Below are 24,346 nucleotides of genomic sequence, written 5' to 3'. Positions count from 1 at the left end.
TCAAGCCTGCGTCACGGGGATAGACATGAAAGCTTTTCTATGCCTGAGCACGTATTTCTTCCTCGGCTTGAGCATTTTCTTCCCTCTCAATACGTCTGTATTTATCAGCAATGTCGATAAACTCTTGCTCGATGGCTAAGAATGCATCAACAATTTCGGGGTCAAAGTGAGATCCTCGCCCCTCTATGATAATCGCTTTGGCTTGTTCGTGAGGAAAAGCTTTTTTGTATATGCGCTCGCAAATGAGAGCATCATAAACATCTGCTATTGCCATAAGTCTCCCTGAAATAGGTATTTCTTCTCCAGCAAGCGATTTTGGGTATCCACTACCATCCCACTTTTCATGGTGTGTGAGGGAGATTTCTTTCGCAAGACGCAGGAATGAATTGCTTCCAAGGTGTTTTTCTGCAATAGAAAGAGCATTTGAACCTATTTCTGGGTGCGCTTTCATGATTTCGAATTCTTCTTCGGTTAATTTACCCGGCTTAAGTAAGATATTGTCAGGTATACCGACTTTTCCCACATCATGTAAGGGCGCGGATTTATAAAGCAGTTCTATATAATCGGGTGTTAGCAGTTGTTTATGTTTATCAAACTGACTGAGATAGGTGGCAAGAGCTCTCACATATTCTTGAGTCCGTAGAATATGTGCCCCGGTCTCGTTGTCTCGAGATTCAGCTAATGCCGATAAAGAAACAATCGCCACGTCTCTCGTTGTTTTTACCTCGTCTTGGCTCGATTGTAAGCTGTCAAGCATATGATTAGTCAGTGAGGCCATGGATCCAAGCTCGTTATGCTCAAAAACAGGCAAACGTTTTTCAATGTTGCCTTTGGTCACTTCAAGTAATGAAGATTCTTGAGAGAGTAGAATCTGACGAGTTAGTTTTGCCCAAAGCATAAGTATAGTTACAACGTAACATAACATTACTACCGAAATATATAAAAACTCTTTGAGAACGCTGATGGTGCCGCTACCATCGATCAAACGTTCGGGATTATGCTCTAGCCAAAAAATATCTTTTACCGCCACCATACTGAGCAAAGTTGTTAAAGTAATGATTAATGCTGTAATCATGATACCCATTTGCTTAACGATAGATTGGCGCTCTCCACTGAGTTTGAATATTTCAGCATTGTCTTTCATCTCGGAAAAGTGTTCGATTTTGCTCGACAGTTGTAGTATTAAACCGGATAAAAAGCCAAACAAAGTCATCCCCAAGATCACTTTAAAGTTACTCTCTAGCCCAAAGCTATAATAGACGTTATAAAATAGTGCGAGTGGAATAGACGCCATAAAAAATAGAGTGGAATCGAGCTTTGCGTGATTCTGTTCCTCGATGAGAGGGTGACGGCTGAGTAAGAAATGCCGAGCAAGAAACAGCAATAAAAAAGTAAGCCCAACATGGAAAAAAATCTCTTTTGCGGTGAGGCTTTCCAAAAATGGACATACCCTTCCACCGTACAACGCAAAGACCACACCTGCGATCACATACAGCTTAAATGTGAGACGTCTGTCATAACTTGGATTTACCATACTTAGCCCTTCCCTAGCCGCCGTTTGCCCAAATATGGGTCAAATGAAACACCACCATTTATATGACCTGATGTACTGATGACTTCTTTCATTAAGAGGTTGTTCAATATATAAGCCACTGGTTTAGCGTTAGATATATGATATGCAATATTAATCAAATCTAGCAGATATAACTGACATAAGCGCGAATGTATCCTTTCTACGTCGCTAATACTGACTATCAGTGTCGATGGCCTCACACTTTATATAGTGAGGGGCATGTAAATGTTGATCTATTAGGCTAAAGCCTTAGTGTGATTTCCTAAGTGCATAATTAAATTATGCTTTTTATTGAAGGTGAAGGGCATATGACTCGCTACCAGCAGCTTGCGGAACAACTCAAATTACAAATTAAAAGTGGAATTTGGCGTTCAGGGGAGAAAGTCCCTTCTGTCAGAGTGACCAGTCGTAACTGCTCGGTTAGTGCATCAACTGTTTTGCAAGCATACCAACTGCTTGAATCCAAGGGGTGGCTGGTCGCAAAACCACAATCTGGCTTTTTTGTCACTCCAATCATGGATAGAGTGTTGTTAGAAAGTTGTGAGAAATTCATTAGGCCTAAATATAACGACAAACTCTATGAGTTTTTGCAAAGTAATACTAATGTCGGCATAGCCTTGGGCTGCGCTTTCCCGGATCCCGATCTTTTTCCACTGCAGTCACTTAATCGCCATTTGGCAAGTGCAGGGCGTAAAATGCCAACTCAAAGCGTGTTCAATAACATGCCTCCAGGTAATGAATCATTGAGGCGCCAGATTGCGCAGAGATATATTAATCATGGACTAACGGTTTCTCATGATGACATTGTCATCACATCTGGAGCGATGGAAGCCCTAAATCTAAGCTTGCAAGTTGTTACTAATCCGGGTGATTCGGTAGTGATTGAAGCTCCTGCGTTTTATGGTGCAATACAAGCTATCGAGAGGTTGGGGCTTAAGGCTATTGAAGTACCTGTCGACTTGGAAGAAGGATTACTTGTTGACCAATTTGAAAAACTAATCAGCCAGAACAACATAAGAGCGTGCTGGCTTATGCCAAGTTTTCATAACCCAACAGGTACTTGTTTATCGACTGAAAAACGACGAAAAATTATTGAGTTAGCGAAGCAATATCATCTAGCTGTGGTGGAAGATGATGTTTATTCAGAACTCTATTTTGGTGAACTACGCCCAATTCCTCTCAAGTATTGGGACGAAGAAGATAGGGTACTCCTGTGCGGTTCTTTTTCTAAATCATTGTGTCCAGGTTATCGAATTGGTTGGGTAGTAAATAGAAAGCTTCATCAGCGGTTGGAAAAAGCCCAATTGGTATCAACGCTCTCAGGAAGCGTGCCGGTGCAGGAGGGAGTTGCTCATTTCTTGCAGTATGAAAGCTTAGACAGTCATTATCGAAAACTTCGCAAAGAGTTAAGTTATCGTCAACAGTCTTTTATTGAAGTGCTGCAACGTCACATTCCAGCTAATGTTAAAATGACTCTTCCCAGAGGAGGTTATTTTATATGGCTTAAGCTAGGGGAAAAAATTGATACTTATCGAATGTATCGAAACCTAAAAATGAAGGGGATCAGTATCGCCTATGGTTGCCTTTTCAGTGCCAGAGAGAAGTTCCAAGATTGTATGCGCTTAAATACTTCTTATGAGATGACGCCAGAGCTAGCTAAAGCGATTAAACATATTGCGATGGAGGTCAATGGCTAGGCAACTGTTTGTGTATTTATTGGGGTAACTGTACTGATTGAATGTGCCGAACCTGTGTTGCAATGGTCGCAGTTATTCAGCGTAGAGAGGTATGTATGATCGCACCCAATTACACCCTTCAGTTCTATTTATTTGCTGTTGCTATGATAAGCGCTTTTTTGCTCATCTTCGGTCACTTGATTTTGGCTAAGTCTTTTGCTGGCCTAGCATGGGTTGAGTACACGGCAGCTGCCATTCCCTTTGTATTACTCATTCTTTGTATTTTTGGTTTTAGGTATACAATAAAAGAGGAAAAAAGCTCGTAATTATACGAAGAGTAAGCAGTGATCTATTGGTTATGCTTAGTTATTTACCCTAAGGGGCTGATATTCTCATTCTATCAGTCCTATTCGCATTGTCTTGTGTATTATGCTTTAAAGCTCATAAGCTTAAAGTTTTTCTAAAAATATGTCATCTTGATTTTATAGGGTAATAACTTAACTTTTTTGCAGGTAAACTTAAAAATATCACTGAGTCATAAAAATGATCTTTTGTGACTATTTCTCTTCTTTTATCATACCAATTGTAACTTCATATCAATGGTGTTAACTTTGCGCCCACTAAAGTTAAACATAGTATCGCATATAGCATCCATAGCGCTTCACTAGCTAACGGTTTCTTTCAAAGATAGAACTTCGCTAATGCGGATCTCGTTTAACGTGTACCCTATGATTTATCTAATCAACACAAGCTTAAGTCATACGAAGCTTGTGATAGTCATGTAAGAAACGCCATGCTGAAAATTACAAAAAAAAGCAGGACTGGTCGGCTCATGGATAAGGAAATTTATTACTACGCAGGGGAGATATTAGCCGCGAAATCCTCTTACAACCCTTTCTTTGCAAAGGGTGCGAAAGAAAATTACGTACTTGAATGGTATCTGGGTGGTTTTGCTCGAAAACAAGTTGGTGCACTAGACCATGACCATGCTGAAGCCAAATTTGACCATCGTTTACAGCTTTGGACCGAAAGAATTTCACATAATGCTGATGTTATTCGTCCAATGAAATAAAAAAACCTCCCACGGGAGGTTTTTTTGTATACGCCTTTAAAAGCTTGCTGAGCGCGGTGTCCGTGGGAATGGAATAACATCTCTCACATTGCCCATACCTGTTACGTATGAAACCAATCGCTCAAACCCTAAGCCAAAACCAGCATGAGGGACTGTACCGTAGCGACGCAAGTCACGATACCAAGCCATATGCTCTGGGTCGATTCCCATATCACGCATACGTGAATCTAGCACCTCTAGACGTTCTTCACGTTGAGAGCCACCAATAATCTCTCCGATACCCGGTGCTAGCACATCCATTGCTGCGACAGTTCTACCGTCATCGTTCAAACGCATGTAGAAAGCTTTAATGTCTTTCGGATAGTTTTTCACAATAACAGGCGCTTTAAAGTGCTCTTCAGCTAAATAGCGCTCATGTTCTGAGGACATATCGATACCCCACTCAACGGGAAATTCAAATTCGCGATCAGAATCTAGGAGGATTTGAATGGCATCAGTATAGTCCACTTGAGCAAAGTCAGAATCAACGAACGCCTCTAAACGAGAAATGGCTTGCTTATCAATACGCTGTGCAAAAAACTCAAGGTCGTCACGACGCTCCTCTAAAACTGCTTTGAAGACATATTTCAGCATATCTTCGGAAAGCTTGGCGATATCCTCAAGGTCTGCAAATGCGACTTCAGGTTCTACCATCCAAAACTCCGCTAGATGGCGACTCGTATTCGAGTTCTCTGCTCTAAATGTAGGACCAAACGTATATACTTTGCTCAAGGCACACGCATAGGCCTCGGCATTTAGCTGACCTGATACGGTTAAAAATGTCTCTTTACCGAAGAAGTCTTCATTGTAATCGACTTGACCTTCATCATTACGAGGAAGATTTTCCATATCTAAAGTTGAAACGCGGAACATTTCACCAGCGCCCTCAGCATCTGAGGCAGTAATAAGCGGAGCTGAAACCCAATAGTAACCTTGTTCATGGTAGAAGCGGTGAATGGCTTGAGATAAGCAGTTACGTACTCTTGCCACAGCACCTATAACGTTCGTTCTTGGACGCAAATGGGCGACTTCACGCAAATACTCGATTGAGTGACGAGTTTTTGCCATTGGATAAGTGTCAGCATCTTCCACCCACCCAACCACTTTTACCGAGGTTGCTGCAAGCTCAAAGTCTTGTCCTTTTGCGGGAGACTCGACGATTTTTCCAGTGACTTCGACAGAACAGCCTGTAGTAAGTTTGAGGACTTCTTCAGAGTAATTATCGAGATTATTTGGGACCACGGCCTGAATCGGGTCGAAACAAGAGCCGTCGTAGATGGCAAGAAAAGAGATTCCAGCTTTGGAATCGCGACGTGAACGGATCCAGCCACGGACAGTTACTTCACTGTCCACTGGTAGCTTTCCGCGTAATACGTCGGATACAGGCGCGTAAGTCATGTTGTAAATATTCTCCAGTAAGTAAAAAGTCAATCCGGTGTTTTAGACGCCAAACATGAATGAAAAGCAGGTAACACAGAACTGTATATGTTAAGTACCACATATTACCTTTCAAATTTAAGGCTTCAACCTTTATTCGCCGCAAGTGAAGTAAAAAGCGCATAAATATAGTAACTCACCAGCCAGTACACCCATTACTCAAATGGCATTGAAGAAATAATCCTGCAAATCGGCTGGCAAAACTTGTCACTACTATACTATTTCCTTAGTATTGCATGTCTTTTGTATTGCCCGAGAACCAAAATGAAAACTGAGTTGTATAAAGAGTTTATGTTTGAAGCAGCGCACCACCTGCCCAATGTCCCAGAAGGGCATAAGTGTGGACGTTTACATGGCCACTCTTTTTTAGTTCGCCTTTACCTTGCCGGTGAGGTTGATCCGCATACTGGATGGTTGATCGATTTTTCCGAAGTTAAAAGAATCTTTAATCCTATATATGAACAACTCGACCATCACTATCTCAATGAAATCCAAGGATTAGAGAACCCAACTAGTGAAGTACTAGCAAAGTGGATTTGGGATAAAGTGAAGCCGTTACTACCAATATTAAGTAAAGTAGAAATCAAGGAAACGTGCACGGCAGGTTGCATTTATAAAGGTGATTAGACACCAATATATATGAAGTTAAGAAGAGGCGGCTTTTGTCTCTCTTTTTCAATCTTATATCTAAACTTTGCTTTTAATGATGCACAATGAATATAGGGGAAGGCATGGTTACACGAATCGCAATAGTTGTTCAATTTGCTTTGGCTTTGTCGATATTTTACCTCGGCTATACCATCCATTCTACATCGAACAAAGTGAGTCATATTATTGAAGTCTACCCCGAAGTACTTAAAGATATTGATTCGTTGGCAAACACGCTTCAGGTAGAAGATTGGCTTAAAGTTGCTGAAGTCGCTGAACAAATGATACCAGACGTTATGAAAAGCGTGGATCAAGTGTCGAAAAGTATAACTGCGATAAATCAAACGGCAGCCTCTATTGACGAAAAAGTGCCTAGTGTTCTCAATGAATTAACGCGTTATCGTGTTGAGGTATTTCCTGCGATTGTGACTGAGGTCTCTAGCTATCGTAAGGATGTGATTCCTCCTGTATTAGAGGAAAGTCAAGGTTATAGGCATACCACAATACCGATGTTGGTAAGGGAAAGTACGAATTTGCGTAGTGATATTCCCCCAATGCTTGCGAAAGCCGATGAAATTGTTGATCAAAGCCAAGAACTTGCTGAACAAGTAACGTCAGGGGCGGTAAAAGGAGTCATTATGTCTCCGATTAATCTTATTAAAGATGCAGGATCACAAATTAAAGGAAAAATCAGATCGGAAGAGCCGCCAGCACCAGAATAATTACCACTAATCTTGTTGCCTTCAATCAATAAGTGCAATTTCTTAATTGTTATCGTTGCAATCTGATCGCTAATGATTAAGATGGTCACTTCCTTCATATTGATAGGAAAACCGTATAAGGAATGCGGTATTACCTAAAGGATTTTCGATACAAGTCGGATTTTACATGATCTTAAAAATTACTACTCCAATTATTGAACCCACTGAAGGTTCACCACATAGTCTTGCAACTATTGCTGTTTGGCTAAAATTATTCTTTTCTCGTCAATATTCATCACACCCTTTCTTTTTTAAAGCTCGTTATTCTCTTCGCTTCTGAATGATAGCCGTAGTGCTAGACAAGCGTATTTTTCACTTTCTTACAATCAAATTTAGATACGAGTTTTATGAATACTAAACTTCTGGGTAGCTCCCTTATAATTTCTGGTACCGCATTGGGTGCGGGCATGCTTGCAATACCAATGGTTTTAGCTCAGTTTGGCCTGTGGTACGGCACATTACTAATGATTTTTATTTGCTTTGGGACAACTTATGCAGCTTTGCTGCTACTCGAGGCGACACTGAAAACAGGAAGCGGGTTAGGGCTTAATTCTATCGCTAGGCAGACATTAGGTAAGCCTGGTCAGTTTGTTACCAATCTTCTTCTTTATGCGCTACTTATCTGCCTGTTGATGGCGTACATTCTTGGGGCGGCAGACTTACTTGGTCAGTTTACATCCTTTATCGGGCTCGATGTGTCTCTCAAGCACAGTCAAATTGCATTCACACTTGTATCGGGGATCATTATTGCTTGCGGTACAGGAGCGGTTGATAAGCTCAATCGTTTGTTGTTTTTCGTTATGATAATCAGTTTGGGGCTAAGTCTACTAATATTACTCCCTGATTTTAAAGTCGTTAACATAGCTCATATCGTAAATAGTGATAAAGTGGACCTAATTAAAACAAGTGCGGTACTTTTCACGAGTTTTGGTTTTATGGTCGTGATTCCTTCACTGGTTGCATATAACCATGAGGCCGATGATAAACAATTAAGAAATATGATTATTATTGGCTCAATGATACCCCTGATATGCTATTTATGTTGGCTGTTTGCTGTTGTAGGTAATTTGAGGCCAGATCAACTAGGTGAGTTCTCAAATGTATCAGAGCTTATCCTTGCCTTTGGAGACAGTTCACCGTGGATTGGGACAATTCTTTCAGTTTTTACGGGTTTAGCACTGCTTACCTCATTTTTCGGTGTCGCTATGTCTTTATATAACCAAAACCGAGACACATTTGGCCAAAATAGAGTGGTAACCTATGTACTTACGTTTATTCTTCCGTTAACTGGTGCGCTTTTAGCAGCCGATAAATTTCTCGCAGTACTTAGCTATGCTGGAATCATATTAGTCTTTTTAGCTGTTTTTGTTCCACTAGCAATGGTCTACGTTGTTCGTAGTCAAAATATGGAATCCAAACGATACAAGGCGGAAGGTGGTAATATTATGTTATTGTTCTCCCTAGGCTTTGGTGCATTTTTGATTGCTTCTCAGTTAATTTAAAAAATTGAAGGCCTCTCGCTGCAGAGGCCTTTTCATTAGCCTAATTTTTTAACAAATTACTTTCACAGCTAGGCCACCTTGAGATGTTTCGCGGTATTTGGCATTCATATCTTTGCCTGTTTCAAGCATGGTTTCTATAACTTTATCGAGTGAAACAGTCGGTGCGGATGAACGGCGTAGTGCCATTCGCGAAGAGTTTATTGCTTTGACTGCTGCAATGCCATTACGCTCGATGCAAGGAACTTGAACTTGCCCCGCTACGGGATCGCACGTTAACCCTAAGTTATGTTCCATTGCAATTTCTGCAGCCATACATACCTGCTCAGGACTTCCTCCCATCAGCTCAGCTAAACCAGCTGCTGCCATCGAGCAGGCTACCCCCACTTCTCCTTGACATCCTACTTCAGCACCCGATATCGAAGCGTTTCGCTTATACAAGCCGCCAATAGCACCTGATGCCGCAAAGTAGCGAAGGTAATCTTTCTCAGTTACCGTCTGGATAAACTTATCATAATAGGCGAGAACGGATGGAATTATGCCGCAAGCACCATTGGTGGGAGCAGTCACAACGCGACCGCCTGCTGCATTCTCTTCGTTGACAGCGAAAGCAAACATATTCACCCAGTCAACCACTGACATTGGGTCATTGGTCGTTTTTTCTGAAGTTAGTAGCTGCTGGCGCAAAGCCGCAGCACGGCGAGGCACACGCAAGGGGCCTGGAAGAATTCCTTCCGTGTTCATGCCGCGATCCATACACTCACGCATCGTTTTCCAGATGTTAGCAAAGTATGTGCGTGTTTCTTCTTCTGAATGCAACGCTGCTTGGTTCTTCATTACTAAAGTGCTGATTGATAATCCGCTTTCTTTACATTGATTTACCAACTCTTCAGCGGTGGTAAATTCATAAGGTGCTTTGACTGCGCTTTGCTGTTCTTTGCCGAAGTTTTCTTCGTCGACAATGAAGCCGCCCCCGATTGAATAATAGGTTTTCGAGTATACTTTTTCATTCTCTACCCAAGCATGGATCTGCATGCCATTTTCATGCAATTCAAGATTGGTTTTATGGAAGGTCATCCCACCTTCTTTTGGGAACGAAACAGTATGACAATGCATGCCCACAGGAAGACGCTCTGTCTCCTCAACTCTTGAAATAAAATCAGGGATAGAGTCAATATCGACTTTTTCGGGAGTATTACCAGCAAGACCCATGATAATTGCAATATCAGTGTGGTGACCTTTCCCTGTCAGTGATAGCGAACCATAAACGTCGACGGTAATTTTGGTGATATCGCGCAATTTTCCCATTGAACGTAAATCATCAATAAATTCTTTACCCGCTTTCATTGGGCCTACAGTGTGTGAACTTGAAGGACCAACACCGATTTTATAGATGTCGAAAACACTAATCATATCGATTTCCTCAAAACAAAACCTCCCTATGCAGCGGGAGGTTTTTTATTATCATTATATTTTTACAAAACCACATATCTAAGAAATGTGGTTAAAACGCGCCGTAGATTACAGAAGTAATAGCGGCAAGGCCACAGATTGTTGTGAAAATCTGCACTGGCGCAGAAGTTTTGTATTTTGCCATGGCTGGTACTTTTCGCATGGCAATAACAGGCATCAAAAACAAAATTGCCGCAATCATAGGAGCACCCATAGTTTCTATCATATCTAGGATGCTTGGGTTAATAATTGCGACTATCCAAGTGGTAATGACAATAAAGACCAAAGAGCCCTTTTCAACAACGGTTACAGGTGCTTTGGAACGTGACTTGATTAAACCCACAAGGCCTTCATGAGCGCCAAGGAAATGGCCGAAATAGCTTGATGTGATGGCAGCAAATGCCACCAGAGGACCCAAATAGGAGATAAGAGGCGATTCATGAGCGTTAGCAAGGTATGACAATACCGAGATGTTTTGTTCTTTTGCCATCGCTAATTGTTCTGGTGAAAGTGATAGAACGACAGAGAAAACGAAGAACATGACAAAGCCCATAAGCATTATCGCTGCGCCACCAGTAATCGCGTCAGTTTTTCTTACCGCATCATCGCCGTGTTGACGCCTTTGTTCTTTAGCAAATTGTGAAATGATAGGGCTATGATTGAATGAGAATACAATGATTGGGATCGCAAGCCATACAACAGCGGGCATAGCAGACCAATCCGGGGTAACCTCGATCATAGACCTATTCCACTCTGGAATTAGGTAGACAGATAGAGCAAGCAGAATAAATACAAGGGGATAAACCATTGCGGAAGTTGCTCGAAGCATTAATTCTTTACCGAATACAACTCCTGCCGTCATCGCTGTAATCAGGCCTCCAGAGAGCAACCATCTAGGAATCGATTCCATCCCGATTTGATTGACTAGGAACGAGTCTACGGTGTTGGTAATTCCGACACCGTAAATGAGAACGATAGGGTAAATAGCAAAAAAATAAGCGAAAGTAATAAGGTTGGCACCCGCTTTACCAAAGTGCTCTTCGACAGTGTCAGTAATATCCGCGTTTGGGTTTTTTGCAGAAAGTACAAAGCGAGCAAGGGATTTGTGGGCAAACCAAGTCATTGGTGCAGCAATGAGCGCGAGGATAACCAATGGCCAAAAGCCTCCAGCCCCTGCCTTTATTGGTAAAAATAACACGCCAGCACCCACCGCAGTGCCAAAAAGTGACAAACACCAAGTGAAGTCTTTGTAAGTAAACGTACTAGACGATTGTGCGGAATAATCCGCAGAACTTGTAGGATTCATTTTATAATACTCATTTTGGGAACAGGAAATAAGTTGGGGGCAATTTTGCATGAAATATTGCACAAAAAATAGATCTAAATCATGAATTGACTCGACTAATAACTACATATGTTAAAAACAAGGATTTGTTCACGAAATCTATGGTTTTTGCATGATTTTTATTAATCAATTTAATAATAAAAACTAATCTGGGCTGTTGGGTTGCTTCTGGATTTTGGTCATCAACCTTCTGCCGCTAACTGTGTATTATATGATTTTGCAATGCATGGATGATCTGAGCGGTCATACCCCAAATAAAATAGTGTTCGTAAGAAAGGCCAAATACGCGGTGTGAGTCGTTTCGAACACGAAAACGTTCGCTATGAAGTTTGTGTCTATCCAAAACGACCGATGCTGGGACTTCAAATACTTCGTCAACTTCATTGAGGTCAATATTGGTATTGTAGTCTGGTGCCACAAACGCCAGAAACGGTGTGACTTTGAAGTGACTGATGGTGATAAGTTCTGGCATCTGGCCGAAAACAGTAATTTCTCGCTCCTGTATTCCTACCTCTTCGTAGGTCTCTCGCAGTGCAGTCTGTAGTAGGGAGCGATCACTGTTTTCATATTTTCCTCCCGGAAAGCTGATCTGTCCCGGGTGATGTTTAAGATGTTGCGCTCTTCTAGTGAATATAATGTTGAGACCTGTTCTTCGCTCGACAAACCCTATCAAAACCGAGGCCTTGCGTAATGACTTGCGTGGTATATGAGCAACTCTTCTTATTGTCTCTTGGTGATAATCGACAGTTTGCTGCAATTGGAAGTTTTGAATGATTTGATTTTTATTGAGCTCTGACAACACGTTAGCTCTACCTCCTTAGTTGAAAAACGGCACCTTATGACTCATGCTTGATTAACACTCTCACTTCTAAGGATAGCTCATTCTATGAAAGGAATCATCTTCACAGAGTTTATGATTTGGCCGAAGAAAAATTTGGCTTAGACGCACTTGGTCAGCTGTTGGCTAACGCTTGTGATCAGGGCGTTTATACTGTTGTAGGCAATTATGACCACAAAGACTTGGTACGTTTAATCGTGCAACTCAGTAAGCAAACAGATACCTCTGCTGAAGAATTACAGAGGGTATTTGGCCAGTCAGTATTTGATAATCTGTATCAATCCTTACTGGAAAGAACAGTGTTTAATATAGGTAAAATTCTACAAAGTTTGTCCAGCGTTTCCTGATATTCAGAGCAGCTTTTGCTGTCTGCTACCAGCCCGCCTCCAGCCCAAACATAGATTTTATTACTTTCTGCAACAAGCGTGCGTATGGTGATACTAGTATCCATTCTACCATGACGGCTGATGTAGCCTATGCTGCCGCAATAAGCATTTCGACGATGTGGCTCGAGCTCTTCTATGATTTCCATTGCCCTAATTTTGGGCGCGCCTGTGATAGATCCGCCCGGAAAGCAGGCGCGCAATAAATCTGCTGTTGAATAGTCATCGCGCAGCTCAGCTCGAATCGTACTGACTAGGTGATGTACGGCAGGAAAGCTTTCAATATCGAACAATTTGGGGACATGGACAGTACCGGGTTTGGCCACTTTTCCGATGTCATTTCTCAGCAAATCTACAATCATAAGATTTTCAGCTTGATCCTTTTCTGCAATGGCAAGCTCATTGGCTTGAGCTGAATCTGCTTGAATACATGCATAACGCGGACGCGTGCCTTTAATTGGCTTAGTCTCTATTTTGCGATCACTAAGTTGGATGAAGCGCTCTGGAGATACACTTAAAATGGCACTTTTGTCTATGCGAATAAAAGCAGAGAAGGGACCTTGATTAAATCGTTCTAGCGTTTGATAAGCTTGCCATTCGCAGCCGGTATATTCTGCATTGAAGCGTTGTGCTAGGTTAATTTGATAGCAATCTCCCGAGTGCAGGTAGTCTTTGACTCTTGAAAAACGCTTCACATACTCTTGCTTTGTCATATTTGACTGCCATTCAGACGTTAGCACAAAGTCTTGATCTAGCCTTGGAGCTTGGCTGATGAGCCATCCATAATGTTCATCGACATTTTCGCCCACAACAAAAGCTGTCTTGTTTTGATGATCCAAGACGACAGCCCAGCTGTAAATCCCTACGGCCATATCTGGTGTTGCCAAATCTTGCTGGGCGATTTGTGGTAGCTGCTCGACTCTGCGTCCAAGATCGTAAGAGAAATATCCTAACGCACCTCCAATAAAAGGCAGCTTTCCTTGATAGTCAAGCTTTGGTAACCATTGGTCTTGCTGTTGTTCGAGCAGTTGAAATGGGTCTTGATCGGATTCGAATTGACCCTCGGGGTGAACTACCAGAGTGGTTTGTCCTGAGGTAATGATTTTGACTAAAGGTGCGGCGACTAAAATATCAAATCGGCTATCCACATGTTCACGAGAAGCTGAGCGAAGTAACATTGCCCATGGCAGGGAGGCTACCTTATTGAAAAGCTCTAGTGATAAATCTGAGTGATAGTTAATAGGCTTGATTTGTAGGCAATTTGACGTCTTTTGATTCATTTGTTTTTTTTTGTGACAAAGAGATGGTTCACTGCATAGCAAGAGAAGTAAAGCAAGAGTATCATACTGCGACCTATCGCCGCTACAATGATGTTTATTATAACAAGATGGTCTCAGCTCAACTAAACTTGTGGTCAGAAGCAAGAATGTAAGCTGAACTATACACAGCGGCATCAAAAGGAAGCATAACTATAACGAGGCATGCAATGACGGTAATTCGCAAGCAGGATGTGATCAGCAGTGTCGCTGATGCACTTCAATATATTTCTTACTATCACCCTCTAGACTTTGTTCAAGCCCTTGAAGAAGCCTACAACAAAGAGGAGAGCCAAGCGGCCAAAGACGCTATTGCTCAGATTCTAATCAATTCTCGCATGTCTGCTGAAGGCCATCGACCAATTTGCCAAGACACAGGTATTGTTACCTGCTTTGTCAATATTGGTATGGGCGTCCAATGGGACAGCACAGACATGACAGTCCAGCAGATGGTGGATGAAGGTGTTCGACAAGCCTATAACAATCCTGACAACCCTCTGAGAGCGTCAATTCTATTAGACCCAGCTGGAAAACGAATTAATACTAAAGATAACACGCCAGCTGTTGTTCATATTTCAATGGTGCCTGGCAATACAGTCGAGATACAGATTGCAGCGAAAGGTGGCGGTTCTGAAAATAAAACCAAGATGGTCATGCTTAACCCATCCGATGATATTGCAGAATGGGTCGAAAAAACCTTGCCAACGATGGGAGCGGGTTGGTGTCCACCTGGAATGTTGGGTATAGGTATTGGCGGCACTGCTGAAAAAGCGGCAGTATTGGCTAAAGAATCTTTGATGGAACATATTGATATTCAGGAACTTATTGACCGCGGTCCTCAAAATACCGAAGAAGAACTTCGTCTGGATATCTTTAATCGTGTCAACAAGTTAGGTATAGGTGCACAGGGTCTAGGTGGTTTAACGACTGTGGTTGACGTCAAAATCAAAACAGCGCCTACTCATGCTGCGTCAAAGCCTGTTTGTCTTATTCCAAATTGTGCGGCGACTCGTCATGTGCACTTCACGCTTGATGGCTCAGGCCCAGCGGAGCTAACACCTCCTAAGTTGGAAGATTGGCCAAAAATCACTTGGGAAGCGGGAGAAAACACGCGTCGAGTTAATCTAGACACAGTGACCAAAGCGGACGTTGAACAATGGAAAACAGGTGAAACCGTCCTGCTTTCCGGTAAGATCCTAACGGGTCGAGACGCAGCGCATAAGCGTATTCAAGGTATGCTTGAAAGCGGTGAAGGGCTACCCAAAGGTGTGGATCTAAAAGGCAAGTTTATCTATTACGTTGGCCCTGTAGATGCAGTGGGTGATGAAGTGGTGGGGCCTGCAGGGCCCACGACCTCTACCCGCATGGATAAGTTTACTGACATGATGTTGGAAGAAACGGGTATTATGGGCATGATAGGTAAAGCCGAACGCGGCCCAGCAACGGTCGAATCGATCAAAAAGCACAAGGCTGTTTATTTAATGGCCGTCGGTGGCGCTGCTTATCTCGTCGCGAAAGCGGTGAAAAAAGCCAAAGTTGTCGCATTTGAAGATCTCGGTATGGAAGCGATTTATGAATTTGAAGTCGAGGATATGCCAGTAACGGTTGCTGTTGATTCTAATGGTGCCAATGCTCATCAAATCGGACCAGATACCTGGAAAGTTAAGATTCAAGAAATGGAATCTCAGTAAGGGTTGCTATCGACTCTGATTTTAATCATATTAGGTCTAGAACGAGTTATAGGGTGTAGCTTAGCTGCACCTTTTTTATTTGGTATCTTTGATAACTCGACACGACTTAAGGAATATCAATGCCTCGATTTATCCGAATTTTGCAAACCATTATTGCTGTACTTATTGGCTGTTTTGTCGGCTATGACATGATTTTTTATGGGGTGAGCGTCTTTGACCAAAAATATGTACGTTTAACTCTGGTGTTATTTGTTCTATTAGAATTAGCTTTGTTTGTTATCTATAAGCTTACAGAAGACGATTAAATATCATCTCCTACCATTTATACATAACTTCAATGATTTAGGCTTTTACTACCTTGGTTCATTTCTGGTTAAGATAAATAGACGTATGATAGTGAAGAGTTTAAATGAAGAGGCCCTGAATGAAGCAATTGCCCCGAGAATTGAATAAGTTCATTAGTCGCAGTATCGATTCCCATGTTCGTATTGCTGTGACGGGTTTATCCCGAGCTGGTAAAACGGCTTTTATCAGCTCTTTAGTCAATCAGTTACAGCATGTTTCCACCCATGAGAATCTTCCACTACTCACTTCGGCTAGAGACCAACGCTTAATTGGCTCAAAACGAGAGCCCCAAATAAATATGATGGTACCAAGGTTTGGCTATGATGAAGCGATGGAACAGGTTTTTGCACAGCCTCCTTCTTGGCCAGAGCCAACTCGTGATGTCAGTGAAATTCGTCTGGCACTAAAGTTCAAATCGACAAAAAGAACCAAAAACTTGCTTGGTAGTACTTCGATACTCCATCTTGATATTGTGGATTATCCTGGTGAGTGGTTGTTGGATTTACCTTTGTTGAATATGAATTTTCATCAGTGGTCGCAAACTCAATTTGCTGCACTTAAAGGTCAACGAAGCGAATTAGCCAAAGATTGGCTTGCGATGCTTGAGTCATTATCCTTGTCCTCCCAAGCGAATGAAAAGTCACTTGAGGAAATCTCAAAAACCTATACTCAATATCTGCATCAATGCAAAGAGTCTGGTTTGCATTGGGTACAGCCTGGTCGCTTTGTTCTGCCGGGGGAACTGGATGGTGCACCAGTACTACAATTTTTCCCTTGTCAATATGATGAGGAGGATAAGATCCCTAAGGACTCAAACTTGGCAATGCTGATCACGCGTTATCAAGAATATCAACAGAAGGTAGTAAAAGCTTTTTATAAACACCACTTTTCTACCTTTGACCGCCAAATTGTATTAGTGGATTGCTTACAGCCTCTCAATGCTGGTAACGAATCATTTCTTGATATGCGTCAAGCGATAGAGCAAATAATGCACAGCTTTAAGTATGGTCGGAGCAATATACTTAAACGTCTTTTTGCGCCCAAAATCGATAAAATACTGTTTGCCGCGACTAAAGCCGATCATGTCACTCCAGAGCAACACCCTAATTTAGTTTCATTACTGCAGCAGATAGTGTATCCAGCTTGGCAAACCGCGGCATACGACAATATTGAGATGAGTTGTATCGCCATGGCATCAATACAAGCTACACAGAGCGGCTTTATTAGCCAGAGTGGCGAGTCAATGCCTGCAATTCAAGGCGTGACCAACGATGGAGAGACATTAACCGTATTTCCAGGAGAGGTTCCCCAAAAGTTACCCAGCTCCGATTTTTGGCAGGGCAACGAGTTCAATTTTTTTTCTTTTCGGCCTATGCCTAAATCTGAGGATGAACCCTTGCCGCATATACGTATGGACAAAGCGCTAGAGTATTTGATTGGAGATAAGCTTAAATGAAAGATTCTCATAACAAGTTGAAAACACAGCGCATCTATACCCAAGTCTTAGAAGAAAAACCAGAGATTGACGAGGATGAACTCACCTCGCAACGCCAATTTGATGACAAAGACACGTTTGTTGTGGCAAAAGCGACATCAGAAGATGTTGGTGATCATATTGAAAAGACTATTGAACAGGTGATTCGTCCGCCAAGGAAAAGACGCTTCTTGTTGAGAGGACTGCTTGGGGCTTTTATTGCGTTACTCGCTTGGCAATCGGTTGATACCTTGCGTAATGCGATTCAAACAGGCGATTGGTTGTCGGTTGCATGGATTGGATTTATTGCAACCCTTGCCAGTATAAGCTTGGTAGCCTTGTGCAAAGAGTTGTGGGCTCTGAAAAAGCTTCGTCATCAATTTAGCGTACAAGATAAAATAGAGACACTAATTACTCACGACAGTGTGGGGCAAGGAAAAGCATTCTGTGAGTCTCTTGCCACAGAGGCGGGTATTAGATTGACCAGTCAAAGTTATCAGAGGTGGCAAAAAAGTGTCAATGCTTCACACAGTGACTCAGAAATTATAGAAATGTACGACGCCATTGTCGTATCAGAGCTTGATACAAAAGCCACCAAAATAGTGACTAAATATTCAACTGAATCTGCAGCTCTTGTCGCGATAAGCCCTTTAGCGATAGCGGACATGTTACTCGTTGCATGGCGTAGTTTTAAGATGGTTGAGAGTCTAGCTCAGGTTTATGGTGTCCAACTTGGCTATTTGTCTCGGCTCAAGCTGTTTAAATCAATCCTCATCAATATGGCTTTCGTCGGTGTGAGTGAACTTGCAATCGATGCCAGTATGGATTTGCTTTCTATGGATCTTGCAGCAAAAGTATCGGCGAGAGCAGGACAAGGGCTTGGCGTTGGTATTTTGACAGCGAGGGTGGGACTAAAAGCGATGTCCTTGCTTCGGCCAACACCTTGGTATTCAGGAAGACAAGTAAAGCTTGGTGCTATTCGTAAACATGTTGTGGAAAAAATCGCCGCTCTAACAATCAAATAGCGTGATTGTGACGCTGGTTATGCTGCTTTACTTGACGAGAAATTTTGCTTGGGGGAAACTACTGTCAACTTTTCCTGACACCTTAGACTAGGGACTTTCTCAGTGCGTTTAGAAGTAATATGTGAAGACAGACTCGGCCTTACCCGTGAGCTATTAGATATTCTGGCTTCCAGAAATATTGATTTACGAGGCATTGAAATCGATACCACAGGTATTATTTATCTGAATTGCCCAGATATTGATTTTGATACCTTTAGTGAATTGATGGCAGAAATTCGCCGGATCACAGGTGTAAAAGATGTGCGAAAAATTCAGTTTATGCCCATGGAGAGACATAATACCGAGCTGATATCTCTTCTCAATAGCTTACCAGAGCCAGTACTTGCCATTGATATGAAAGGCCATGTTGATATGGCAAACCACGCAGCCTTGAGTTTGTTCAATTGCGAGCAGGAAGAAATGATTGGTCACCCAATCGTGAGCTTATTGCCCAACTTCAACTTTTCAAATTGGACCGAAGGCAAAATAACTCGTCATCGAGAAGATGTTGTGATTGGTGGTCTAGATTATTCCATGGAAGTCATGCCTGTATACATCACTGCTGAATCCAATGAGTCTGTCTTAGCAAGTACAGTGATGATCATTCGATCAAATCAAGAAAAACCTATGCTGGTGGATTCTCTACCCGTTCACAATAACCTAGGCTTTGAACATTTTGTTGGGGTTTCTAACCGACATAAAGCCCTCATGGGGCAAGCTAAGAAGCTTTGTGTATTGGATCAGCCGTTACTTATCCAAGGGGAAACGGGAACCGGCAAAGAAATGCTCGCTAGAGCATGCCACAATCGTTCACACCGAGCTGCAGCGCCATTTTTGGTATTGAGCTGCGCGTCTATGCCGGATGATGTCGCGGAGACGGAACTGTTTGGTCACGCGCCTGGTTCATTCAACCATGAACAGGGACATAAAGGTATTTTTGAGCAAGCAGATGGCGGTACGGTATTTCTTGATGAAATTGGTGAGATGAGTCCTCATCTACAAATCAAGCTTCTCAGATTACTTCAAGATGGCACGTTCAGAAGAGTTGGCGCTGAGCAAGAGATCCATGTTGATGTTCGTGTGATTGCATCAACTCGGCACAACCTAGGGGAGCTGGCTGAGTCTAAATCATTTCGTGAAGACCTATTCTATCGCCTCAATGTGTTGACTTTGAACATTCCTGCTTTACGCGAGAGGCCAAATGATATTGCGCCATTACTTGACCTATTTGTGTCAAAATACGTCAAGCAGTTGGGCGTTAAAAAGCCAGATCTTAGTGAGGATTTGGTTGACCAACTGGTGAGTTATCAATGGCCAGGTAACATGCGTCAATTGGAAAATATGGTGCTACGAGCGTTGACCGAACTTGATTCAACAACTTTGACCGTGGATTTATTTCATCTTCCTCAACTAGATAACGCTATTGCGACAGGCCCGACGATTAATTTGGACGGCTCACTAGATGAAATCATGAAGGATTATGAATCTCAAGTATTGGAACGTTTATACCAGTCTTTTCCCTCGAGTCGAAAACTTGCGAAGAGGCTCAATGTTTCTCATACCTCGGTGGCTAACAAATTGCGTGAATACGGGATAAGAAAGAGCTGATGGAACGAGTAAGTACCCCTAGAAATGTTTATGAGCAAGATGAGAATATCATCTTGCGCACGGCGGAGCCGACCGACGGTAAACTGATATCGGATTATTTCATTGCAAATAAAGACTTCCTCAAGCCATGGGAGCCAAGCAGAGAAGAGGCTTTTTATTCTGAAGCGGGCTGGACGAAAAGACTTATTAAGCTTCATGAACTTCATCGGATGGGCCTAGGCTACTATTTGATCATTTTAGATAGTGAATCGGGTGAAATGATGGGAACCGTCTCTTTTAGTAATGTATCCCGCTTTCCATTTCATGCGTGTAATTTAGGTTACTCCCTAGCCGAGAATGCTCAAGGTAAAGGCGTCATGACTAGGGCGATGCGGCTGGCAATAAAGTACATGTTTTCTATACAAAATGTTCATAGAATAATGGCGGCTTACCTTCCTCGAAATCATAAAAGTGAAGCAACGTTAATGCGCCTTGGATTTAAAAAAGAAGGCATGGCAAAAGACTATTTGCTCATAGATGGAGTGTGGGAAGACCATATTTTAAGTTCATTAGTTAATGACAATTGGACATCGACGTGAATCGTATAGAAAAGCAGTTATCTTTGATCATGGAACTTGATCAACTGAAATCGGTATTAAGGCGAGCACGGGTAAAAAGTGCGGATGATCGGTTAGAAAATAGCGCAGAACATAGCTGGCATGTCGCTCTCATGGCTATTTTGATGCAAGAACATGCCAATGAACCTGTGGATATTGCACGAGTCGTCAAAATGTTACTGCTCCACGATATCGTCGAGATAGATGCTGGTGACACTTTTGCCTATGATACTCAAGCCATTGAGTCGCAAAAGGATAAGGAATTGGCAGCAGCTAAGCGACTTTTTAATATGTTACCTGAAGATCAAAGTGAAGAATTGCTTAGTCTTTGGTGCGAATTTGAAGATGCACAATCAGCCGATGCTAAGTTTGCTAAAGCGCTTGATAGGTTGATCCCAATGCTGTTGAATTATCACAATGGCGGAAAAGGCTGGTTAGAGCACCAAGTGACGAGTGCCCAAGCATTGACTGTAAACCGAAAAATTGAAAGTGGTTCCCACGCTTTATGGGAGCAAGCAAAAAAAATAATTCATGATGCCACCGAGAAAGGGTGGCTTAAAGCCTAACAAGGAATACGAATGTCATATCTTCCTTTGGACGAATACCAAAGAAAATGGATTTTTACTCATCACTCCATGCCTGTTTCTGAGCAGGATTTGGAATCCATAAAACCTATGACACAAGCTCGCTCTTCCCAGCTTTGGAAGGAAAATATCAGTGCTCATAGCCCTGATGCAGAGCGTCTTAGCTCTTCTGATTGGCCGATGAAAGAGACGAACTGGAAAGAAACATTAGATTGGATGGTTTCCTGGGAGTCAGATCATGATGCTTTACCTATCGGTGTCGAGGAATTTCTTGATTGGCAAGATGACGTAACGATTTACTTTTGCTACGAAAAGTACAACGTCATTGAAACTAAATGGTCGGTGTTCAAACGGTATTGGAAAAACTTTCTGTTTTACGATGATGGCCCTATTTTGATAGGCCGCCGACGCAAAGAAGCGCTATGGTTTGATAGCAAAGGTAATGTAAAACTCGGATGGCGCAAGTAAATGCGTTAATTATTACTCTTGCAACAAAGCCCGCTATCAAAGCGGGCTTTGTTTTGTTTGACCGCTATTTTTCATTCAGCAAATCAAGGAAAAACGCATACTCGAGAGCATCCTCTTTTAAGCGTTTAAAGCGGCCAGAAGCCCCACCATGGCCTGCTTCCATATCCGTCTTAAAGAGTAACGCATGATTATCTGTCTTCATTTCGCGTAATTTGGCGACCCATTTCATAGGCTCAAAATATTGCACTTGTGAATCGTGTAGTCCTGTGGTGACTAACAGGTTTGGATAATCTTGAGAGCTAACATTGTCATAAGGTGAGTAGCTAAGCATATAGTCATAATAGGCTTTTTCACCAGGGTTACCCCACTCATCATATTCGTTGGTGGTTAACGGAATGGATTCATCAAGCATGGTTGTTACCACGTCGACAAAGGGCACATGAGCCGCTACTCCCCGATATAGCTCTGGTGCTTGATTAATGACAGCCCCCATCAATAGCCCGCCTGCTGAGCCTCCAACCGCAAAGACTTTATCTTTTGAGCCATAGCCAGCCTTGGTTAGTTCTCGGGTTACATCAATAAAGTCGTTAAAGGTATTTTGCTTGGTAAGCTTTTTACCATCCTCATACCAAGGTCGACCAAGCATCTCTGAGCCCCTGATGTGTGCGATAGCATACACAAACCCACGGTCTAACAAGCTTAGGCGTGCTGAACGAAATGATGGGTTTATGGTCGTTCCATATGAACCATAGCCGTATTGGTATATTGGGTTAGTGCCATCTTTTTTAAATTTGTCCTTTCTGTATACCAGAGATACAGGTATTTGTTTACCATCTCTTGCAGAGACCATGATTCGTTCAGACTGATAGTTACTCGCCTCAAAGTCACCGAGTACTGGCGTCTGTTTGAGAACTTCAGGCTTACCAGTGCTAAGGTCAAAATCATAGTAGGTTCCAGGTGTGGTCAGGCTACTGTAGTAAATCCTAACTTTTGAGTTTTCAAGTTCATAATTACCTGTAAAGTAGGCAGAAAAAGCACTGTCGTTAAACTCTAGCGGGAACTCTTTGCCTGTTGAAAGCTGACGCACTTTAAGAGTTGATAAGCCATCTTTGCGCTGTTCGTAGACGAGGTGATCATCAAATAGGGTAAAATCCACCAATAAAGTATCTTTGTCGGCAGCGATCACATCTTGCCATTTGCTGCGGTCTTGAATATGGTCTTTTTCCACTCTCATTAGGCGGAAGTTTACCGCCTGATAATTAGTGAAGATGTAATACCAGTCATTTAGTTTAGCAATGCTGTATTCAACACCTTCTTCTCTTGGATAAAATGCTTTAGCTGTGGCTTTGGGGTCGTTTGCATCAATAATGGAGACACCGCTGGTTTCGGTGCTGTAGTGAGTTATGAATACCTGTTCACCATCTTTACTTTTTCCGAGCGAGGTATAGTAAGCATCGTCTTTCTCTTCATATATTAATGTGTCGCTGCTTTGTGGTGTTCCCAGAACATGACGGTAAACTTGGTAACCTAATAGGGTTTGGGGATCCTTTTTGATGTAATAAAAGGCTTTATTATCATTTTGCCAAGCGATATCACTTTCAGCACCCTCGACTTTATCGTCTAGATACTCACCTGTATCGAGATTTTTAATTCGAATTGTATAAACACGTCGGCTTAATGTGTCTTCACCATAAGCCATGAGAGACTCATTTGGGCTTACATATAATCCGCCGACATTGAAGAACTCGTGCTCTTTTGCTAATTCGTTGGCATCGAGTAAAACTTCCGAGTCTGTCCCTGCGAAGTCTTTGGCACGTCGATATATAGCGTATTCATTGTCACCCGATACCTGGTTTGAATAGTAGAAGTTACCTTCTTTCACTGGGACGGAGCTGTCATCTTTTGCGATACGACCTTTTAGCTCTTCAAACAGCTGTTTTTGCAGCGCTTCGGTATGACTTAAAACCGTATCTGCGTATTGGTTTTCCTGTTCAAGGTGCTGCAAAATTTCAGTATCTTTACGTTGGTCGTCTCTCATCCAGTAATAATTATCAATCCGAGTATCGCCATGATTCTCTAGGGCACGTGGGACTTTCTTTGCTATCGGTGCTTGGGTTTGTTGAGCAATCAGTTCTACTTGGGATGGTTGAGTCATGGTGTTAATTCCTTGGTTGCTGCAGCCAGTGATCAGTATCGCTGAGACAGCTAATGCAGTGAGGGAGAAACGCATCAAAGCTCCTTAAATTATGCTCAGAATGACAATTATGCGAACCTAGATGATAACGCTTTTATATCAGAAGGATAGGCATAAATATTTACTCGGCGGCCTGATACGCTAGCAAACAAAAAGCATCGGATCAAACATTATCAGGGTTAATGTTTTTTACCGTGTGGCATTCATAAAAATTAGAAAAAGGATAGACAAATCATTTCGAGTAAGTTAGAAAGGTAGACGTTATCTTGCTGACGAGGAACTT

21 protein-coding genes and 1 pseudogene are annotated in these 24,346 nt (G+C 42.2%); 15 read left to right on the top strand and 7 right to left on the bottom strand.

The features are described 5' to 3' along the window. Positions 1 to 37: 37 nt before the first annotated feature. Positions 38 to 1,534 carry an HD-GYP domain-containing protein gene (locus FIV01_RS08600; RefSeq protein ID WP_152430638.1) on the bottom strand — a complete coding sequence of 499 codons (1,497 nt, stop codon included), beginning with the start codon at positions 1,532 to 1,534 and terminating at the stop codon, positions 38 to 40. Positions 1,535 to 1,881: 347 nt separating this feature from the next. Between FIV01_RS08600 and FIV01_RS08595 the strand changes: the two genes are divergently transcribed. The 3 genes from FIV01_RS08595 to FIV01_RS08585 all read left to right on the top strand — a co-directional run bounded on the left by FIV01_RS08595 (position 1,882) and on the right by FIV01_RS08585 (position 4,321). Further along, complete coding sequence (locus FIV01_RS08595) at positions 1,882 to 3,270, top strand: aminotransferase-like domain-containing protein (protein ID WP_152431692.1); 1,389 nt, start codon at positions 1,882 to 1,884, stop codon at positions 3,268 to 3,270. A 95-nt stretch (positions 3,271 to 3,365) separates the two neighbouring features. Continuing rightward, a complete protein-coding gene (locus FIV01_RS08590; RefSeq protein ID WP_152430637.1) occupies positions 3,366 to 3,575 on the top strand; it encodes a hypothetical protein in 210 nt (69 codons plus the stop codon). 506 nt (positions 3,576 to 4,081) lie between these two features. Next, the gene (locus FIV01_RS08585; protein WP_152430636.1) at positions 4,082 to 4,321 is read left to right on the top strand and encodes a hypothetical protein; all 240 of its coding nucleotides are present in this window, start codon (positions 4,082 to 4,084) and stop codon (positions 4,319 to 4,321) included. Between the two features lie 36 nt (positions 4,322 to 4,357). Here the strand turns inward: FIV01_RS08585 and asnS are convergent, their stop codons facing one another. Continuing rightward, positions 4,358 to 5,758: an asparagine--tRNA ligase gene (gene asnS / locus FIV01_RS08580; protein WP_152430635.1), complete on the bottom strand. Its 1,401-nt coding sequence runs from the start codon at positions 5,756 to 5,758 to the stop codon at positions 4,358 to 4,360. A 303-nt stretch (positions 5,759 to 6,061) separates the two neighbouring features. Here asnS and queD point away from each other — a divergent pair, with 303 nt between their 5' ends. From queD to FIV01_RS08565, 3 genes are all read left to right on the top strand, one after another. Continuing rightward, a complete protein-coding gene (gene queD / locus FIV01_RS08575; RefSeq protein WP_152430634.1) occupies positions 6,062 to 6,424 on the top strand; it encodes a 6-carboxytetrahydropterin synthase QueD in 363 nt (120 codons plus the stop codon). A 104-nt stretch (positions 6,425 to 6,528) separates the two neighbouring features. Next, entirely contained in the window at positions 6,529 to 7,167 is a 639-nt protein-coding gene (locus FIV01_RS08570; protein WP_152430633.1) for a hypothetical protein, read from the top strand. A 386-nt stretch (positions 7,168 to 7,553) separates the two neighbouring features. Next, the gene (locus FIV01_RS08565) at positions 7,554 to 8,708 is read left to right on the top strand and encodes an amino acid permease (RefSeq protein WP_152430632.1); all 1,155 of its coding nucleotides are present in this window, start codon (positions 7,554 to 7,556) and stop codon (positions 8,706 to 8,708) included. A 48-nt stretch (positions 8,709 to 8,756) separates the two neighbouring features. Here FIV01_RS08565 and FIV01_RS08560 read toward each other — a convergent pair whose 3' ends face one another. The 3 genes from FIV01_RS08560 to FIV01_RS08550 form a co-directional block, all read right to left on the bottom strand. Further along, positions 8,757 to 10,118: an L-serine ammonia-lyase gene (locus FIV01_RS08560; RefSeq protein ID WP_152430631.1), complete on the bottom strand. Its 1,362-nt coding sequence runs from the start codon at positions 10,116 to 10,118 to the stop codon at positions 8,757 to 8,759. A gap of 91 nt (positions 10,119 to 10,209) precedes the next feature. Continuing rightward, positions 10,210 to 11,463, bottom strand: coding sequence for an aromatic amino acid transport family protein (locus FIV01_RS08555; protein ID WP_152430630.1), 1,254 nt, complete (start codon positions 11,461 to 11,463; stop codon positions 10,210 to 10,212). Positions 11,464 to 11,698: 235 nt separating this feature from the next. Next, entirely contained in the window at positions 11,699 to 12,304 is a 606-nt protein-coding gene (locus FIV01_RS08550; RefSeq protein WP_152430629.1) for a CoA pyrophosphatase, read from the bottom strand. A gap of 84 nt (positions 12,305 to 12,388) precedes the next feature. Here FIV01_RS08550 and FIV01_RS08545 point away from each other — a divergent pair. After that, positions 12,389 to 12,627: pseudogene (locus FIV01_RS08545) on the top strand (heme NO-binding domain-containing protein); the annotation flags it as partial. Here FIV01_RS08545 and pabB read toward each other — a convergent pair. Then, positions 12,618 to 14,003, bottom strand: a complete 1,386-nt coding sequence (gene pabB, locus FIV01_RS08540) for an aminodeoxychorismate synthase component I (RefSeq protein ID WP_152430628.1) — start codon at positions 14,001 to 14,003, stop codon at positions 12,618 to 12,620. The pseudogene FIV01_RS08545 and the gene pabB overlap by 10 nt on opposite strands. Positions 14,004 to 14,209: 206 nt before the next feature. On the opposite strand from pabB, the gene FIV01_RS08535 reads away from it, so the two are divergent. The 8 genes from FIV01_RS08535 to FIV01_RS08500 all read left to right on the top strand — a co-directional run bounded on the left by FIV01_RS08535 (position 14,210) and on the right by FIV01_RS08500 (position 21,869). Continuing rightward, complete coding sequence (locus FIV01_RS08535) at positions 14,210 to 15,730, top strand: fumarate hydratase (RefSeq protein ID WP_152430627.1); 1,521 nt, start codon at positions 14,210 to 14,212, stop codon at positions 15,728 to 15,730. 119 nt (positions 15,731 to 15,849) lie between these two features. After that, positions 15,850 to 16,035, top strand: a complete 186-nt coding sequence (locus tag FIV01_RS08530; protein WP_152430626.1) for a hypothetical protein — start codon at positions 15,850 to 15,852, stop codon at positions 16,033 to 16,035. A 119-nt stretch (positions 16,036 to 16,154) separates the two neighbouring features. Further along, entirely contained in the window at positions 16,155 to 17,531 is a 1,377-nt protein-coding gene (locus tag FIV01_RS08525; RefSeq protein ID WP_152430625.1) for a YcjX family GTP-binding protein, read from the top strand. Then, entirely contained in the window at positions 17,528 to 18,574 is a 1,047-nt protein-coding gene (locus FIV01_RS08520) for a YcjF family protein (RefSeq protein WP_152430624.1), read from the top strand. Before FIV01_RS08525 ends, FIV01_RS08520 begins: the two co-directional genes overlap by 4 nt. Before the next feature lie 102 nt (positions 18,575 to 18,676). Then, positions 18,677 to 20,221, top strand: coding sequence for a transcriptional regulator TyrR (gene tyrR / locus FIV01_RS08515; protein WP_152430623.1), 1,545 nt, complete (start codon positions 18,677 to 18,679; stop codon positions 20,219 to 20,221). Beyond that, positions 20,221 to 20,799 (top strand): ribosomal protein S5-alanine N-acetyltransferase, encoded by a 579-nt coding sequence (rimJ, locus tag FIV01_RS08510; protein WP_152430622.1) that lies wholly within the window; start codon positions 20,221 to 20,223, stop codon positions 20,797 to 20,799. The genes tyrR and rimJ overlap by 1 nt, the downstream gene beginning before the upstream one ends. Beyond that, positions 20,796 to 21,383: an HD domain-containing protein gene (locus tag FIV01_RS08505; RefSeq protein ID WP_152430621.1), complete on the top strand. Its 588-nt coding sequence runs from the start codon at positions 20,796 to 20,798 to the stop codon at positions 21,381 to 21,383. The genes rimJ and FIV01_RS08505 overlap by 4 nt, the downstream gene beginning before the upstream one ends. Positions 21,384 to 21,395: 12 nt before the next feature. Further along, positions 21,396 to 21,869: a DUF2947 domain-containing protein gene (locus FIV01_RS08500; protein ID WP_152430620.1), complete on the top strand. Its 474-nt coding sequence runs from the start codon at positions 21,396 to 21,398 to the stop codon at positions 21,867 to 21,869. Positions 21,870 to 21,933: 64 nt separating this feature from the next. On the opposite strand, the gene FIV01_RS08495 is transcribed toward FIV01_RS08500, so the two are convergent. Continuing rightward, entirely contained in the window at positions 21,934 to 24,099 is a 2,166-nt protein-coding gene (locus tag FIV01_RS08495; protein ID WP_152430619.1) for a S9 family peptidase, read from the bottom strand. Between the last annotated feature and the right edge of the window lie 247 nt (positions 24,100 to 24,346).

Source organism: Vibrio aquimaris (assembly GCF_009363415.1).
Lineage (GTDB): Bacteria > Pseudomonadota > Gammaproteobacteria > Enterobacterales > Vibrionaceae > Vibrio > Vibrio aquimaris.
Note: the sequence above shows the minus strand (reverse complement) of the source record. Positions and strands in the feature narration are given on the sequence as shown.